This is a genomic window from Huintestinicola sp., from assembly GCF_050874005.1.
Classification (GTDB): domain Bacteria; phylum Bacillota; class Clostridia; order Oscillospirales; family Ruminococcaceae; genus Huintestinicola.
In genome coordinates, this window is the sequence record NZ_JBNMJV010000016.1 from 26,085 (window position 1) to 42,020 (window position 15,936).

Sequence of the window (15,936 nt, forward strand, 5' to 3'; positions counted from 1 at the left end):
TGACAAAAGCTGCGGCTCTGAAAGGAATGTTCTTCTTTAATGAATGTTAAAAAGCGTGACAAATACAAGCGTTTTATTATGGGGCTGATCTCGGGAGTGCTTATCGCCTTCCTTTTAGGCTCCTATGCTTATGTATGGCTCACCCATTATAATATCAAGCTGGAAAACTCACGAATTCAGGCAGATTATTTCGGCTGGAAGGGAAATCTTCTGATATTCGGGGTCTATCTGATCCTGATATTTCTGTTCTCACGTATCTATAACGGTTTCAGAATAGGACTTCTCCGAGTGTCGGATATAATTTATTCTCAGTCTTTGTCGGTGATCTTTATCAACGGCATTACCTATGTTCAGATATGTCTGCTTGAGCGTGCTGTGGCAGATGTCCCTCCCATTGCATTAAAGACGATCGTTGATATTGCATTTATATTCATATGGGCACTTGCGGGCAACAGGATATATTCAAAGCTGTATGCCCCGAGAAAAATGGTGATAATTTACGGCAGCAGACAGGCTGTTCCTCTTATTGAGAAGATGAGCAGGCGTGAGGACAGATTTATGATCTGCCGTGCAGTAAGCTGCGAAGAGGATATGGATACTATCACCCAGCTTATTAACGAATTTGACGCTGCTATTATCTGTGATGTACCCAGCGAGAAAAAGAACGACATTCTTAAAATATGCTTTGCGCAGTCGAAGCGCACATATATCACTCCCAAACTTTCGGATATCATTATCAGGGGAGCGGAGCAGATACATCTTTTTGACACGCCTCTGCTTGTGTGCAGAAATTCGGGACTGTCTGCAGAGGAGCTTATAATGAAACGGGCGCTTGATCTTGCAGTCTCCGTTATCGGGCTTATCGTTACGCTGCCCATAATGCTTATAACTGCTCTTTGTATCAAGCTTTATGACGGCGGTCCGGTTTTTTATACACAGGAAAGGCTCACCAAGGACGGCAGAATATTCAAGGTCTACAAGTTCCGCAGTATGCGAACTGACGCAGAGAGCGACGGCGTTGCCCGTCTTGCAGGTGAAAATGATGACCGTATCACGCCTGTCGGAAAAATCATCCGAAAGGTGAGGATAGACGAGCTGCCGCAGATACTTAATATTCTCAAGGGCGATATGTCTATTGTAGGACCCCGCCCCGAGCGCCCTGAGCTTGCCTCAGAAAACGAAAAGGTAATGCCTGAATTCCGCTACAGGCTCAAGGTGAAGGCAGGTCTTACAGGATATGCACAGGTCCTCGGCAAGTACAACACCACTCCATATGACAAGCTGAGACTTGATCTGATGTACATTGAGCAGTATTCCTTCCTGCTGGATCTTAAGCTGATACTTATGACTATAAAGATTCTGTTTATTCCCGAAAGCACAGAGGGCGTTAAGGAGGAAAAGTCAGCCTAAGCTTTTTATATCCGAGATAAGCTTGTAGGCAAGCCTGTTGAGGCCGTCAAAATCGGCGGCTGCGATGTAATGCTCCTCGATCTTGTCGTGTATGGTCTTGGCGTCAATAAGCGCTGCGGCGGATTCCTTTAAAAATTCGGCGCAGGCTTTTTTGCCGAATTTTATGCGCTGTTTCAAAGCGGTGTTTTTTGTAAGGACATCAGCACAGTAAAAGCGTCTGAAATTTATATGCTTTTCAAAGCTTTCAAGGCTCAGGCTGTTTATGCAGTTAGAAGTGATGAATGAGACATCAAGCTCGGGAACGCTTAAATGCTCAATGAATCGGTCGGAGCTGAGATAACATTCGCTGATGAAAACATCATAACCTTTTTGCGATATCTTTGCCGCCGCTTCTCTTAAAAATATTGCTGCGGCAGCGATGTTATCGTCGTTTAACAGATATATCTTTCCGCTTTCCGGAATATGGAAAGCATAGCCATTCATTGTAATGGCGGCTCTTTGCTTTCTGTAAATATGTCCCTCGCATTTTATATCTTTTTTGGGTATCACCCGTTTGATGAATTTATCTGTAAATACGGAGAGCTTTGCGGTGTTGAGCGCAGCGTTTGCGGAGACTTCGATATCTTCTATCACCGACGATACTGCTCCGAGGCAAAGACGGCAGCGTTTGTGACAGCCGCTGTATTCATCGGTCAGGCTTACTATCTCTTTTCTGGCTGAACGCAGCTTTGAGGTCTCGATATATGCGCCAAGGTCCACAATGCTTTCTACTGCTTTGGGATAAACGGGGTCTATGCAGTGTGGAGCAGTCCCGTCTATTATCAGCGCTTTGCTTTCGGGAAGGTATACGGCGTCAAGGGAATATGGGTCGGCGGAGCAATGATATATTTCCTGGGGCTTGTCGGTGAAGGCTTCACTTATTTTCTTCATAAGTGTGGATTTGCCGCTTCCTGCCGTGCCTTTAAGGATATAGACCGTGTTGTCCGTATCCCGAAGCAGTTCTCCGATGGATGTGACAAAACCCGAAGATGTGGACGAGCCTAAAAAGTAGTGTTCGTGTGACATAATATCCCTCCATAATTGAAAATGACTTGCAAAAAAGCCGTCGGTGATATTATTTTATGCACTCAAAGCCATTTGTTGAGAGATGAAAGGAGTTTTTTTATGAATATATGCGATATTATTGACAGCGCCGTAAGCTATGACAGGGGAGACCCTAAACGGATAAACCATTTTATGAAAGTGTATGCATATGCACGTCTTATAGGCTTGCGTGAAGGGCTTGAGCAGCGTGAGCAGGACATACTTGAAGCAGCGGCGGTGCTTCACGATATCGGAATACATAATGCGGAAATGCTCCACGGCTCTTCTGACGGAAAGTATCAGGAGCTGGAGGGTCCTGCAATAGCTGCTGATATCCTTTCTGCGCTGGGGGCGGACGAGGAGTTTATTCAAAGGGTCTGCAATATGGTTGGACGTCATCACACATATCACGGGATAGATTCTATCGGGCTCCAGATACTTATTGAAGCGGATTTCCTGGTGAATATCTATGAGGACGATATGCCTGACAGCGCTGTTGCTTCGGTCAAAAACAGGATATTTAAAACCTCCGAGGGGATAAGGCTCATTGAGCAGATATATGAGGAAAAATATAAGAGTTTGGGATAATTTTATTTGCAATATTGTAAATGTGCACAAAATGCGATGTCGATAATTTGTGTTTATGTAAGTTGTGCTTAAAAATTTCCATAATATTTGTGTAAAAAATGAATTGATTATTTAGAAAGTATAGTGTATAATATAATCAAGCTCAAAGAAACATTACAGTTCTTTGATTAACAAAACACACTATCCTCTCTTAAAATCTTTCCATAAAAAGCAGTCATCTTTATGATGGCTGCTTTTTATTTGTTCTATCTTTCTTTTTATTTTACGGTTGAAAAATTTATAGTCATAGGATTAAAATTAAGATATAAAAGATTTTAGGAGATTTATGTTATATGAAGTATAAAATTATTTTTCTTGACATTGACGGGACTCTTACCGACAGCAGAAAGCTCATTACCGAAAAGACCCGAAAGGCGCTTATGAATGCTGCGGAAAAGGGACTTATCATTGCCATTGCTTCAGGCCGCCCCGAGCCGGGACTTGCCTATGCGGCAGGGGAGCTGGAGCTGTCAAGTATCGGCGGATATCTTCTGCCCTTTAACGGCGGGCTTATCAAAGACGCTTTCACGGGGGAGACTATTGCTTCAAACACGATCTCACGGGAGGCTCTTGAGACGGCGTATAAGACAGCTAAAGAGTTTGGCATAGGCGTTATTACCTACAAGGACGGTGATATCATTGCCGCCGATAAAAAGGACGAGTACATTGAGCTTGAGTCGAGAATTAACGGAATGCCTGTCAGGGTCACGGACAGATTTCTTGATGAGATAGACTTTGCTCCGGTAAAATGCCTGCTTACGGGAGAGCCTTCTTTGGCGGAAAAAGCCGAAAAACGCCTTGCGGAGCTTCTGAATGGCAAAGCCAATGTTTTCCGCTCTGAGCCGTTCTTTGTAGAGATCGTTCCCAATGGCATTGACAAGGCGGAGTCTATTAAAACGCTTATCGGCAGGCTTGGAATTTCGGGAGAAGAGGTCATTGCCTGCGGTGACGGGTTCAATGATGTTTCTATGATAAGCTATGCAGGGCTGGGCGTTTGTATGTCAAACGGCTGTGAGGCTGCAAAGGCTGCTGCGGATTACATAGCTCCTTCAAATGACGAAGACGGCATTGCCGATGTTATCGAAAAATTCGTGCATTAATATGCTTAAATGAAAAGGCTGATGCATTTATCTGCATCAGCCTTTTAGGTTATATGTGCTATTTTTATAAGCGTAGCATCATACTTTTGTTTATCTATACAAAATTTGATACTTGCACTCATTTGTTCTCTTTTTGTATTGACAAATTGATACAAATGTGCTATAATATAAAAAGCAGATAAGAAATTATTTTGATGTGCTTCCAAAGCCGCCTGTGCGGACGTTTTCGGCGCAGTCGTCTTCGGTAATTCCAAAAGGAATGAAAATGCCCTGTGAGAATGCGCTGCCCTGTTCCATTGTTACGGTTTTGCCCTCGTTGGTCTCGTTTGTGAGCTTTATCTGGATATGACCGTCGTTATCGGCGTAATAATAATCGCTGTCGATAATTCCTACGGTATTGTTGAGTCTGAGACGATATTTGAAGCCCAGACCGCTTCTCGGACAGCACATAAGGAACCAGCCGTTTTCGATAAATGCTTTTATTCCTGTGGGGATAGTTACGGTCTCTCCGGGCTCAAGGGTGACGGTGAGGGGAATGAAAAAATCGTAACCTGCGGCGCCTGCGGTGGCTCTGACGGGCAGCTTTATTTTTTCGTAAAGCTCCTTGCAGTCATTGTCGGTGAGGTTTGGGAAGCTTTTTTTTGCATCGGCGGTGAACTGATTTAAGGAAACCTTTTCAAAGCGTGCTATCCTGTTCATTGCGATATCTCCTTTAATAATCGGTCAAATGTGGGTCTGTCGGCAAGACCTTTGGAAAATGCTGTGGCGCTGCCTGCCGCTGTACCCCAGCGCAATGCTTCTTCGTAACTGTTTGTTCTGAGATAGCCTGCTAAAAAGCCTGCCAGCATTGAGTCGCCTGCGCCTACGGAATTGACAGCTGTTCCTTTGGGAGAGCCTATCCTGTAGACGTTTGAGTCCTCGGCGGCAAGTACGGCACCGTTTTCTGCCATTGAAACGATAACATTTGCAGCGCCCATAACTCTTAGGCGGAGTGCACAGGCTTCCGCCTGGTCGGCGTTAAATATCTGACAGCCGAATATCTCGCCCACCTCGTGATGATTGGGCTTGACGAGGAACGGCTTATATTTCAGAAGCTTTGTGAGAAGCTCTCCCGAAGCATCGGCGGCAATGAGAACGCCGCTGTTTTCAAGCCTTTTACATATCGTTTCGTAAATGTCGTTGGGGACGGATTTGGGAACGCTGCCTGCAAGGACGAGAATATCGCCGCTTGCAAGATTATCAAGCTGATGAAGAAGCTTATCTATTGCCTGTCCGTCGATCTCGGGACCGCCGGGATTTATTTCCGTTTCTTCGGAGCTTTCTGTTTCAAAAAGCTTTACGCATATTCTTGTAACGCCTTGTTCAAGACGAATAAAATCGCAGTCAATGCCCATACTTTTAACAGCTTTCTCAAGAGCTTCGCCTGTAAAGCCTGCGGTAAATCCGAGAGCCACGCTTTCGGTATCGAGCATTTTTAAAACGGTGGAAACATTGATGCCTTTTCCTCCCCAGCATATCTCCTCGGAAGCGGTGCGGTTTATTCCGCCTTGTGACAGGGCGTTCAGACGAAGAACGTAATCTACGGCGGGATTGAATGTGACGGTGTAAATCATTTTTGGAAAGCGTCCTTTCGGAAAATTTTTATTTTGCGGAGCCTCGGATAACAAGCTTATGATCAAGCACGATCATATCGTTGTTTTTTACTGTGCTGTGCATATTGTCAAGAAGCTTGTTTATTACCATTCTGCCCATATCATAGCCGGGCTGGGCAACGGTGGTGATACCGGGGGTGTACATTTCGCTGAGACTTATATTGTCAAAGCCGCACACCTCAAGCTGAGTCCCAACGGCTATGCCCTCTTTAAAAGCCTGCTTTATAACGCCTGCGGCAAGAAGGTCTGATATGCAGAATATTGCCTGAGGCATTTCATCTAATGAAAGGAAATATTTCATTGCCTCACAGCCGTCAGAGTATTCGTATGAGCATCTGTAAATGTATTTTTCCTCGGCTTTGATCCCATATTCGGAGAGGGCACGGACATATCCCGCTTCACGGTCAACAGAGGAAAGGGCGTCGGTATGACCGCCTGTTGTTACAAGACCTATCTTTGTTTTTCCTTTTTCAAGAAACATTTTTACAGCGTCGTATGCTGCTGCTTCGTCGTTTATCGTTACGGTAAGTATTTTTGCTCCGGATACACGTTCGCAGCATAAAGCTATATTGTAGCGCTTGTTCAGATCGTTCAAGGTCTGCGCTTCAAGCTGTGTTCCCAAAAGGACGGCAGCGTCTACGGTGCGGTTGAAAAGCATTTCAAGCAGACGCATTTCTGTTCCCAGGTGGCTGTTGCTGGTACTGAGGAGAATGTCGTAATTCGGATATGCGGCGTCCTGCATACCTCTGATTATGTCGCTGTAGACTGTATGCGATGTTGAAGGGAGAATGGCAAGGATATTGTTAGTCTCGCATTTGCGGAGATTTCTTCCCAGAAAATTCGGACTGTAGCCCATTTCCTTTATTACTTCGTTTACTGCTGCGGCTGTTTCTTCGGATACTGCTGCGCTGTTATTCAGAACACGGGATACGGTTGCGACAGATACTCCTGCCGCTTTGGCAACGTCCTTGATTGTTACGCTCATTTGAAAACCGTCCTTTCAAGTTTTATATATTTTAAATGATCTTTTCGTCCTCTGTAAGGCTGCGTTTGCGCTCTTTGAGCTTTTCGCTCTTCTTCCTTGCACGTTCGGCAGAGCGGTCATAGGAAAAGAAGTCTGCGAAAATTACTGTGAGCAGGAGTATGGTCACCGATACTGCGGGGTATATTCTGGATGTGAGTATTTCTATGCTTGAGCGTGGAACTGCTGAATTTGGTATAGCGTTTAAAACGGCTATGGGATAGATATAAAGCAGAGTTCCTGCAATATTGAAAACAAGTGACAGGAGGTTGAATATCCCTTTTCTGAAAAAGGCAAAAACAAGTGCGGCAAGAAGTACGCCGACTGAAATTATCAGACTCATACCTGCATTCCGGTAATTATTGGAATAAAGTGCAATTCCGCCGAGGAGGTTCAGAAACAAACAGCACACGGCAAATGCGGCGCAGCCAAGCACAAGTGAGACCTTTCTGAGGATTTCCATAATGTTATACATTCCTTTGATAAAAAGATACATATCATCCTGCTTTGTCGGCAGTTTGGTTATAAAAAATATTATACCACAAAATGGTTTAAAGTGCAACAATTTTTTTCAATTTACAGAAAAATATGAAGCGTTTTTTGTGAAGATTATATTGGTCTGCTAATTCCGACTTCTTTTTTTAAAGAATGGGGCTAAAATTACAGAATATAAAACTCTTATATTTTTCGGTAAGGAGCAAATATTAATCCTGTGAGCGTTTCACGACAGGACGCTTTATGCTTTCGGCTTTGGCAAACGCAACAAAGCCGAAAGTATATCACCAAATGCGGCAGACGCTGCGGAGAGGAAGTCAATATGAATTTTGCACTGAAGATGTTCCGCAGTGCGGCGTGTACGGCGCTGGCGGCACTGACGGGAAGTATAATATATTATAACTGTGCTCTGCCTGACAATTACTGTGTTGCTAAGGGCGGCAGCCTTGTTATAAACGATCATATCGAAGTCCGCTCGGACAGGATTATTCCCGAAAGCTATGACATATGTACTTCGGGCAATGCTATATATAATGCCTCGTCTATGAAAGGTGCAGTGGCGGAAAGAACGGAACAGCTCAGACTTTTCGGCATATTTCCTATAAAAAACGTTAATGTGACTGAGGTGAATGAGCCTGTGGTCGTTCCCTGCGGCACTCCTTTCGGGATAAAGCTTCTGACGAAGGGCGTGCTTGTGGTGGAGCTTACAGGCTTTGACAACGGAGGCGGAGTTGCGTCTCCTGCACGTGAAGCAGGGATAAACGAAGGGGACATTATCATAAGCATTTCGGGAAAACCGGTTTCTTCAAACAAGGACGTCAGCCGCATAATCGGCGAGAGCGGCGGAAAGACCCTTGGGGTTGAGCTGGTAAGAGACGGAGAAAGCAGGGTAGTATTTTTAAAACCCGACAAATCTGCCGCAGATGACTGCTATCACGCAGGAATGTGGGTGCGTGACAGCTCAGCAGGCATTGGAACAGTCACATTTTACGACCCCACAACCAAAATGTTTGCAGGGCTTGGGCACCCCGTATGCGACTCGGATACAGGCGAAATGCTCACTATGTCAAGCGGTGAGGCGGCAGACGTTTATATAAGCGGTATTAAGAAAAGCTCGGCAGGATCTCCGGGAGAACTTATCGGTATGTTTACCTCGGACAAGTCCTGCGGAAGTCTTGTGCTTAATTCCGAAAGCGGTATTTACGGCTATATGGACAAGTGTCCCTCGATCGCCTGTGCTGTTCCTGTTGCTATGAGGCAGGAGATAAAAACGGGTCCTGCGGTGATATACGCAACGGTGGACGGTTCGTCCCCGAAAGAATACAGCGTGGAGATAGAAAAAATTGACCTTAAAGGAGCAGAGGCTGGGAAAAATATGGTCGTCCGCATTACCGATGATCGGCTCCTTGACAAGGCCGGAGGGATAGTTCAGGGAATGAGCGGAAGTCCCATTATCCAGGACGGCAGGCTGGTTGGAGCGGTGACCCACGTTTTTGTGAGAGACCCCACAAGAGGATATGCCATATTTGCCGATACGATGCTCGAATGTGCCGAAAATGCGGCAGGCTGAAAAATGCAGAGATATGTGCCTGTTTATGGGCTGACAGGCATATGTCTTTGCAGTACATACGAAGGCACTTGCTTGTTAATAAAATTTTAATTTATCAAAATGTTGATTTTTGTCCGAGTATGTAGTATAATAAATTTAGCTTTGCAGAATTTTCGGAAAGAGGGAAATGAAAGTGTCGTCTTACTACGATAGAAAGAAAAAAAAGGGAATGAAATTCCGGCTTTCTTTTGTTCTTCTTTTTGTTTTTGCAAGCTTTATAGCCTGTTTTACGCTCTATATGAGAAGCGATGAGCTTCCCGCAAAAAAAGAAGGAGAGATCGTAGCCATAACAGAAGAAAATACTTCCGAAGAACAGGAACGCACTTCTACGGCGGATATCAATCCTATTGCAGAAAGTGCTCCTATGGACGAAAGCTATTTTGACAGCTGTATGTTTGCGGGAGATTCGCTTATTGTCGGACTTGGTTCTTACGGATTTATTCCCGAGGACAGGATAGCTGCGAATGTGGGTATGAGCGTTATGAGCATCAACAGCACGCCCCTTACTAATCCCGACGGAAGCGAGATACTTGCTGCCGATAAGATAAATGCTGCGGCTCCGGAAAATCTCTATATTCTTCTGGGACTTAATCTCCTCGGCACATATACCGATGAACAGCTTCTTGCCGCTTACGGGGATTTTATTGACAGCATTGACCGGGAAAAGACAAACATTTATATCATTTCCGTTCCGCCCGTAACGGGGAAGAGGGAGACAAGTGAGGACAATCCAATTCTTAATTCGGATATTGACAGCTTTAATTCGGATCTTCTTAAATTTGCAAATAACCGCTGCGTTTATTATATAGATCTGAACACGGCGTTAAAGGGCAGCGACGGACGTTTTCCCGAGGAATACGCCGAGGCGGACGGTATCCATTTTATGAAGTCCACCTACAGGATAATGTTGGATTTCCTTCTTTCCCACGTTTACAGCGAATAATGAATTCAACAGGGCTCGGGTTTTATCCGGGGCGCTGAATAATACAGATAGATGAGGATAGTAATATGAAAAAAACTTTAGCTGCCGCTTGTGCGGCATTGTGTGCCCTTACTTTTTCCGCTTGCTCGGGTGAGACTGATCCAAGTCCCGAAACAAGCGGTACATACACCGAGATATCGGCTTCGGAAGATGTCTCGGTGACTTCTGATGAAACAGAGCAGACGGAGACTTCGTCTGAAACCGAGACTGAAGCGCAGGCCGAGACCGTTCTCTGTGAGGATATTGCAAATGCTGTTATGGCTGCGGTGGAGCTTCCATCTATGGCTGAGGTAGGAGCTGACAGGATCGGAATGTATCTTGATCTGACTATTCCCGACGGCTGTGATTTTTCGATGTACATATGCGGCTCCGGAGGTTTTGCAGACGAGGTCTTTATCATAAATACCGCAGGTATGAGCGTTGATGATATCAAGGCAGCTGCCGAAAAGAGAATAGAGACAAGAAAAAAGGATTTTGAGGGCTATAATCCCGATGAATACGACAAACTGGAAAATTATTTTTCGGCTGAAAAGGACGGTTATTATATGTATGCCGTTACCTGCGACAATTCAGCCTGCGAAAGCGTTTTTGATGAATATGTGAAATAATTTGTTGAGATGATAAATTTTTACAAAAAACGCTTTACATTTCGGGTAAAATAGTGTAAAATGAATAGTGAAAACTGTATCGTGAAAGGAAGTATATCGCAAATGTCCGATCAGATCAAATACAAGCGTGTCCTGCTGAAGCTCTCTGGTGAGGCTCTTGCAGGCGATAAGAAAACAGGACTTGATTACGGAGTTATCACTCCTATCTGCGAAAGCATCAAGAAATGCGTTCTTGCAGGAGTTCAGATGGGTATCGTCGTAGGCGGCGGCAATTTCTGGAGAGGCCGCTCAAGCGGTGCTATGGACAGGACCAGAGCTGACCACATCGGTATGCTTGCAACTACTATGAATGCTCTTGCTGTTGCCGATGTTCTTGAGTCTATGGGACTTGACGTACGTGTTCAGACCGCTATTTCTATGCCCCAGGTCGCTGAGCCTTACATAAGAAATAAGGCTGTCCGCCATTTTGAAAAGGGTCGTGTGGTAATATTCGGCTGTGGAACGGGTAATCCCTTCTTCTCCACAGACACCGCTTCCACGCTGAGAGCTGCCGAGATCGAGGCTGACATTGTTCTCAAGGCGACTATGGTGGACGGAGTTTACGATAAGGACCCCAACAAGTACGATGACGCAGTTAAATACGACAAGCTTACATTTAACGAGATACTTGTGAAAAATCTTGCGGTTATGGACAGTACTGCCGCTTCGATGTGCAAGGACAACAATCTTCCCATTCTTGTGTTCGACCTCAGCCGTCCCGAGAATATTTACGACGCCTGCATAGGAAAATCCGTGGGAACTCTCGTGGTACCCGAGGAATAAAAAATTACGTAATTAACGGCATAAAATTATACATTGAAAGGAATTATTAAAATGAACGAACAGATCAAAACAGCTCAGGATAAGATGAACAAGTGCCTCTCCGCTCTGGGAAGAGAATTTGACACCATCAGAGCAGGCAGAGCAAATCCCGCTATTCTTGATAAGGTTCAGGTGGATTATTACGGAACTCCCACAGCTGTAAACGCTATGGCTGCTATCAGCGTTTCCGAGGCAAGAGTTCTCGTTATCCAGCCCTGGGATGTTTCTTCTCTCAAGAACATTGAGAAGGCTATCCAGGCTTCTGATATCGGAATTACTCCCACAAATGACGGCAAATGCCTTCGTCTTGCTTTCCCCCAGCCTACTGAGGAACGCAGAAAGGAACTTGTAAAGCAGGTCAAGGCTATCGGTGAAGAGGCAAAGGTAACTATCAGGAACGCAAGACGTGACGCTCTTGACAAGCTCAAGGCTATGAAGAAAAATTCAGAGATCACCGAGGACGATATGAAGGGCTTTGAAAAGGATCTTCAGAAGGTCACAGACAAGGCTGTTGAGGAAGTTGACACAGCTGTAGCCGCAAAGGAAAAGGAGATAATGACAGTCTGATCTGTCCTTTGAAACAGTAATCGAGAGGACGTGTAGTTATAGGAGCTGCTGAGAATAACAGAGAGCTTTCCTCTCTTCCCCGTCACATCGGATTTATTATGGACGGAAACGGAAGATGGGCAGCAAAGCGTGGTCTGCCCAGAAGCCTTGGTCACAGGGCAGGGGGAGACGCTCTTAAAAAAGTTGTGGAAGCCTGCCGAAAGATCGGTATCCCGTATGTAACATTCTATGCTTTTTCTACCGAAAACTGGAAGCGGCCTGCCGATGAGGTGGACGCTCTTATGAAGCTTTTTAAGGAATATCTTGACGAGGCTGAAAGGTTTGCGGGACAGAAGGCACGGATACGCTTTCTCGGGGATAAATCGCCTTTTCCCGACGAGCTTCGGTCAAGAATGGTCGAACTTGAGAAGGAGTCGGCTCAGTACACCTCTATGACTATTATGCTTGCTATGAATTACGGCGGCAGAGACGATATCGTTTATGCTGCAAAACGGCTTGCAAAATTATCCGCAGATGGGGATATTCGCCCTGAGGATATTGACGAAAAGACATTTTCGGGAATGCTTTACACAGGCTCGGCTCCTGAGGCTGACCTGATAGTAAGATCCAGCGGAGAGCAGCGGCTGTCAAATTTCCTGTTGTGGCAGTCGGCTTACGCCGAATTCTATTTTACTGATACGCTGTGGCCTGACTTCGATGAAAAGGAGCTGAAAAAGGCTCTTGAGTCATATGCGTCACGCAGCAGACGATTCGGAGGTGTTTAAGGGTGAAACAGCGTTTGCTTACTGCGGTTGTGGGCATTTCTGTCGGTATTCTGGTGCTATGCCTTAACAATACGCTGGTTTTTCCAATATTTGTGGCTTTTATTGCTGTAATGGCTGTGCAGGAGATACTCACCGTCTGCGGCTGCAGAAAATTTCCCGTTCACTTCGGAATGTGCCTGCTTTTCGCCGCCGCCATACCGATGCTGACCTGGTTTCCGCAAGTGGGAATGGTTTGGAGAATGTTCGCAGCCACGATAATCGTATTCTTTATGTTTGCCGGATATGTGGCGGATCACAAGAAGCTTCCCTTTGACAAGCTTGCGGTCATGGTGACTGTTACAAGCCTTATTACGTTTTCCATAACCTGCCTTGTGTCTCTCAAGAATATGAGCGATGTTCACGGCATATGTTATGTAGTGATGGCGCTTATGGCTGCCTGGATACCCGACGCAGGAGCATACTTTGTGGGTACTGCCTGCGGAAAGCACAAGCTCTGTCCCGACATCTCCCCGAAAAAAACCATAGAAGGCGCTGTGGGCGGACTGGTAGTCACAGCAATTGTATTCATACTTTTCGGTATGGGTTACAAGTATTGTATGCACACGTTCAAGGGAATAGATTTTGAAGTTAACTACATTGCGCTGGCGGTCATTATGCTTATTGCTGCATTTATAAGTATGGTCGGAGACCTTTCCGCTTCTCTGCTCAAGCGTGAGTACAACATCAAGGATTACGGAAAACTTCTTCCCGGTCACGGCGGCGTTGTAGACAGATTTGACAGCGTATTCTTCGTTCTTCCCTATATTATGCTTGTGTTCAACGCTTTCGGTCAGAAAATATTTATTCATTCCGTAAGCTGATGAAAAAATATCGGTGCTGTTTCGGCTCGGATAAATTCGGGGCAGGACAGCACCTTGATTTTTTTGGAGAATGACAATGAAAAAGATCAATCTTTTAGGCTCCGGCGGTTCTATAGGCACCCAGACCGCAGAGGTGTGCCGCCGTCACGGATTTGAGATCCATTCCGCAGCCGTTAAAAGCAACTATAAAAAGCTTGCGGAGCAGGCGAGAGAGTTTAATATCAAAAGGGTATGCATTTTTGATGAAAAATTCTACAAGCCTTTGAAAGAGGAGCTTGCAGGCAGCAATACGGAAATACTTACAGGTATTGACGGGCTTTGTGAGCTTGCTGCCGACAGAGCTGCGGATATCACCGTTAATGCTGTTGTGGGAATGGTGGGGCTGAAGCCTACCGTTGCTGCGCTTGAAAGCGGTATACAGGTCGCTCTTGCCAACAAGGAAACTCTTGTTGCAGGCGGCGATATCGTAATGAAACTTGCCGCAGAGAAAGGGATAACCATTCTTCCCATTGACAGTGAGCATAGTGCTGTTTTTCAATGTCTTATGGGGATAGAGGGAGACGTTAACAAGCAGCTGAAGGGCATTATTCTTACTGCTTCGGGCGGTCCTTTTTTCGGCAAGACAGCAAGTGAGCTTGAAAATGTCACCGTTGAACAGGCGCTTTGTCACCCAAACTGGTCAATGGGACGAAAGATCACCGTTGACAGCGCAACGCTGATGAACAAGGGGCTGGAGCTTATGGAGGCGTGCCATCTGTTCGGCGTGTCGCCCTCTCAGGTGGAGATCGTTGTACATCGGCAGAGCGTCGTACATTCGGCAGTTGTTCTTTCGGATAATGCAGTTATCGCTCAGCTTGGCGTTCCAGATATGAAGATACCCATTCAGCTTGCTCTTACCTATCCCGAAAGGTGCGAGTCACTTTCGGGTGAGCTTTCTCTCACCGATTACGGCAGGCTTACCTTTGAAAAGCCAGATTACGATACCTTTGAGTGCCTTAAAGCTGCCGTAAAAGCTGCCGAGACGGGCGGTACGGCAGGAAGTATTGTAAACGGTGCAAATGAAAGAGCGGTTGAGCTTTTCCTTGAGGGAAAGATAGGTTTTTGCGATATTGGCAGAGGAGTGAGCGGCGCTCTCCATAATATTGCGGTGCGGCCTGCCGATTCTCTTGAGGCGGTCTTATCCGCAGACGCAGAGGCAAGGGCTTATATAGACAGCAGATTTTGCTGATATTACTGTTCGGAGGAATAAATGAGTACAGTTATTTCCATTGTCAGCGCAGTTCTTATTTTCTGCGTGATAGTTATTGTCCACGAATTCGGTCATTTTATCGTGGCAAGAAAATGCGGCATTGATGTGCAGGAATTTGCCATTGGTATGGGTCCTGTGATATTTAAGAAACAGGGAAAAAACACGCTGTTTACCATACGGCTCCTGCCTTTGGGCGGTTTCTGCTCTATGGGCGAGGACGAGGACTCGGACGACGAGAACAGCTTCCGAAAAAAGCCTGTGGGACGGCGTATCGCTGTTATTGCTGCAGGAGCGGTGATGAATCTTATTCTGGGATTTATTATAGCCTTAATTATTTTTCTTGTTTCGGGCAAGCTTACCACTACGATAATTGCCGAGGTCACTCCCGGTTCGGGCTGCGAGACAGCGGGAATGGTTCAGGGGGACAGGATAGTCAAGGTCAACGGACTGCACATTTTTACCGCAAACGACATTATCTATCAGCTCAGGAATGACGAGGACGGCGTTCTGGATTTCGTGGTTGAGCGAAACGGTGAGAAAATTTCCCTTGACGGAGTGAAATTCGGTCTGACTATTGACGAGGAAACAGGCGAGCGAGTACTTAATTACGATTTCAAGGTGTATCTCAAGGATATTACGGCTGCCGAGCTTCTTCCTGCCGCCGCAAACAAATTTATGTACTATTCTCGTCTTATCCTTATGTCCCTGAGAGACCTTATATCGGGAAAGTACGGGCTTAACAATTTACAGGGACCTGTGGGAATTGTTACGGTAATTTCCGAAAGTGCTCAGAAGTCGGGCTTTGATATTGGATATCTCCTGGATATTGCTATGCTCATAAGCGTTAATGTGGGAATATTCAATCTCCTGCCCCTTCCTGCTCTGGACGGAGGAAGACTGGTATTTCTCATTGTGGAAGCGATCCGCCGCAAGCCTATGAAAGCTGAGACAGAGGGTATGGTACATTTTGCGGGATTTGCGCTGCTAATGATACTGATGATAATAGTAACGTTCAACGATGTTAAAAATATTTTTGTGTGATAAATTT

General features: G+C 45.6%; 17 protein-coding genes. 12 read left to right on the plus strand and 5 right to left on the minus strand.

What is annotated here, in order from left to right:
- Positions 1-39: 39 nt before the first annotated feature.
- On the plus strand, positions 40-1,410 hold the full coding sequence (locus ACR0QN_RS07160) for a sugar transferase (protein WP_432650515.1): 1,371 nt from the start codon (positions 40-42) through the stop codon (positions 1,408-1,410).
- Here ACR0QN_RS07160 and ACR0QN_RS07165 read toward each other — a convergent pair.
- Entirely contained in the window at positions 1,402-2,475 is a 1,074-nt protein-coding gene (locus ACR0QN_RS07165) for a hypothetical protein (protein WP_432650516.1), read from the minus strand. The two genes, ACR0QN_RS07160 and ACR0QN_RS07165, sit on opposite strands and share 9 nt — an antisense overlap.
- 99 nt (positions 2,476-2,574) lie before the next feature.
- On the opposite strand from ACR0QN_RS07165, the gene ACR0QN_RS07170 reads away from it, so the two are divergent.
- Both ACR0QN_RS07170 and ACR0QN_RS07175 read left to right on the plus strand, forming a co-directional pair.
- Entirely contained in the window at positions 2,575-3,081 is a 507-nt protein-coding gene (locus ACR0QN_RS07170) for an HD domain-containing protein (RefSeq protein ID WP_432650517.1), read from the plus strand.
- 332 nt (positions 3,082-3,413) lie between these two features.
- On the plus strand, positions 3,414-4,220 hold the full coding sequence (locus ACR0QN_RS07175; protein WP_432650518.1) for a Cof-type HAD-IIB family hydrolase: 807 nt from the start codon (positions 3,414-3,416) through the stop codon (positions 4,218-4,220).
- Positions 4,221-4,406: 186 nt separating this feature from the next.
- Here the strand turns inward: ACR0QN_RS07175 and ACR0QN_RS07180 are convergent, their stop codons facing one another.
- From ACR0QN_RS07180 to ACR0QN_RS07195, 4 genes are read right to left on the minus strand one after another with little or no spacing between them, the layout of a single operon-like run.
- On the minus strand, positions 4,407-4,919 hold the full coding sequence (locus ACR0QN_RS07180; RefSeq protein ID WP_432650519.1) for a deoxyuridine 5'-triphosphate nucleotidohydrolase: 513 nt from the start codon (positions 4,917-4,919) through the stop codon (positions 4,407-4,409).
- Entirely contained in the window at positions 4,916-5,833 is a 918-nt protein-coding gene (pfkB, locus tag ACR0QN_RS07185; protein WP_432650520.1) for a 1-phosphofructokinase, read from the minus strand. The genes ACR0QN_RS07180 and pfkB overlap by 4 nt, the downstream gene beginning before the upstream one ends.
- A 28-nt stretch (positions 5,834-5,861) precedes the next feature.
- Positions 5,862-6,857, minus strand: coding sequence for a LacI family DNA-binding transcriptional regulator (locus ACR0QN_RS07190; RefSeq protein WP_432650521.1), 996 nt, complete (start codon positions 6,855-6,857; stop codon positions 5,862-5,864).
- A gap of 31 nt (positions 6,858-6,888) precedes the next feature.
- On the minus strand, positions 6,889-7,356 hold the full coding sequence (locus ACR0QN_RS07195; protein ID WP_432650522.1) for a hypothetical protein: 468 nt from the start codon (positions 7,354-7,356) through the stop codon (positions 6,889-6,891).
- A gap of 354 nt (positions 7,357-7,710) precedes the next feature.
- Here ACR0QN_RS07195 and spoIVB point away from each other — a divergent pair, with 354 nt between their 5' ends.
- The 9 genes from spoIVB to rseP all read left to right on the plus strand — a co-directional run bounded on the left by spoIVB (position 7,711) and on the right by rseP (position 15,929).
- Positions 7,711-8,958, plus strand: a complete 1,248-nt coding sequence (gene spoIVB, locus ACR0QN_RS07200) for a SpoIVB peptidase (RefSeq protein ID WP_432650523.1) — start codon at positions 7,711-7,713, stop codon at positions 8,956-8,958.
- 172 nt (positions 8,959-9,130) lie between these two features.
- The gene (locus ACR0QN_RS07205) at positions 9,131-9,940 is read left to right on the plus strand and encodes a GDSL-type esterase/lipase family protein (protein ID WP_432650524.1); all 810 of its coding nucleotides are present in this window, start codon (positions 9,131-9,133) and stop codon (positions 9,938-9,940) included.
- A gap of 65 nt (positions 9,941-10,005) precedes the next feature.
- On the plus strand, positions 10,006-10,587 hold the full coding sequence (locus tag ACR0QN_RS07210; RefSeq protein WP_432650525.1) for a DUF4358 domain-containing protein: 582 nt from the start codon (positions 10,006-10,008) through the stop codon (positions 10,585-10,587).
- A 102-nt stretch (positions 10,588-10,689) separates the two neighbouring features.
- Positions 10,690-11,409, plus strand: a complete 720-nt coding sequence (gene pyrH, locus ACR0QN_RS07215; RefSeq protein ID WP_432650526.1) for a UMP kinase — start codon at positions 10,690-10,692, stop codon at positions 11,407-11,409.
- Positions 11,410-11,460: 51 nt separating this feature from the next.
- A complete protein-coding gene (gene frr, locus ACR0QN_RS07220) occupies positions 11,461-12,015 on the plus strand; it encodes a ribosome recycling factor (protein ID WP_432650527.1) in 555 nt (184 codons plus the stop codon).
- A gap of 86 nt (positions 12,016-12,101) precedes the next feature.
- On the plus strand, positions 12,102-12,779 hold the full coding sequence (gene uppS / locus ACR0QN_RS07225; protein ID WP_432650548.1) for a polyprenyl diphosphate synthase: 678 nt from the start codon (positions 12,102-12,104) through the stop codon (positions 12,777-12,779).
- 2 nt (positions 12,780-12,781) lie between these two features.
- Positions 12,782-13,639 carry a phosphatidate cytidylyltransferase gene (locus ACR0QN_RS07230; RefSeq protein ID WP_432650528.1) on the plus strand — a complete coding sequence of 286 codons (858 nt, stop codon included), beginning with the start codon at positions 12,782-12,784 and terminating at the stop codon, positions 13,637-13,639.
- Between the two features lie 76 nt (positions 13,640-13,715).
- Positions 13,716-14,867 carry a 1-deoxy-D-xylulose-5-phosphate reductoisomerase gene (gene dxr, locus ACR0QN_RS07235; RefSeq protein WP_432650529.1) on the plus strand — a complete coding sequence of 384 codons (1,152 nt, stop codon included), beginning with the start codon at positions 13,716-13,718 and terminating at the stop codon, positions 14,865-14,867.
- 21 nt (positions 14,868-14,888) lie between these two features.
- Positions 14,889-15,929 (plus strand): RIP metalloprotease RseP, encoded by a 1,041-nt coding sequence (gene rseP, locus ACR0QN_RS07240; protein ID WP_432650530.1) that lies wholly within the window; start codon positions 14,889-14,891, stop codon positions 15,927-15,929.
- Positions 15,930-15,936: the final 7 nt, after the last annotated feature.

What these genes read in the sequence shown, in the direction of transcription:
- ACR0QN_RS07160 (WP_432650515.1), top strand. Translation starts at nt 40, where the DNA reads ATGAATGTTAAAAAGCGTGACAAATACAAGCGTTTTATTATGGGGCTG.
- ACR0QN_RS07195 (WP_432650522.1), bottom strand. Translation starts at nt 7,356, where the DNA reads ATGGAAATCCTCAGAAAGGTCTCACTTGTGCTTGGCTGCGCCGCATTT.
- pyrH (WP_432650526.1), top strand. Translation starts at nt 10,690, where the DNA reads ATGTCCGATCAGATCAAATACAAGCGTGTCCTGCTGAAGCTCTCTGGT.
- dxr (WP_432650529.1), top strand. Translation starts at nt 13,716, where the DNA reads ATGAAAAAGATCAATCTTTTAGGCTCCGGCGGTTCTATAGGCACCCAG.
- ACR0QN_RS07165 (WP_432650516.1), bottom strand. Translation starts at nt 2,475, where the DNA reads ATGTCACACGAACACTACTTTTTAGGCTCGTCCACATCTTCGGGTTTT.
- rseP (WP_432650530.1), top strand. Translation starts at nt 14,889, where the DNA reads ATGAGTACAGTTATTTCCATTGTCAGCGCAGTTCTTATTTTCTGCGTG.
- pfkB (WP_432650520.1), bottom strand. Translation starts at nt 5,833, where the DNA reads ATGATTTACACCGTCACATTCAATCCCGCCGTAGATTACGTTCTTCGT.
- spoIVB (WP_432650523.1), top strand. Translation starts at nt 7,711, where the DNA reads ATGAATTTTGCACTGAAGATGTTCCGCAGTGCGGCGTGTACGGCGCTG.
- frr (WP_432650527.1), top strand. Translation starts at nt 11,461, where the DNA reads ATGAACGAACAGATCAAAACAGCTCAGGATAAGATGAACAAGTGCCTC.
- ACR0QN_RS07175 (WP_432650518.1), top strand. Translation starts at nt 3,414, where the DNA reads ATGAAGTATAAAATTATTTTTCTTGACATTGACGGGACTCTTACCGAC.
- ACR0QN_RS07180 (WP_432650519.1), bottom strand. Translation starts at nt 4,919, where the DNA reads ATGAACAGGATAGCACGCTTTGAAAAGGTTTCCTTAAATCAGTTCACC.
- ACR0QN_RS07170 (WP_432650517.1), top strand. Translation starts at nt 2,575, where the DNA reads ATGAATATATGCGATATTATTGACAGCGCCGTAAGCTATGACAGGGGA.
- ACR0QN_RS07210 (WP_432650525.1), top strand. Translation starts at nt 10,006, where the DNA reads ATGAAAAAAACTTTAGCTGCCGCTTGTGCGGCATTGTGTGCCCTTACT.
- ACR0QN_RS07190 (WP_432650521.1), bottom strand. Translation starts at nt 6,857, where the DNA reads ATGAGCGTAACAATCAAGGACGTTGCCAAAGCGGCAGGAGTATCTGTC.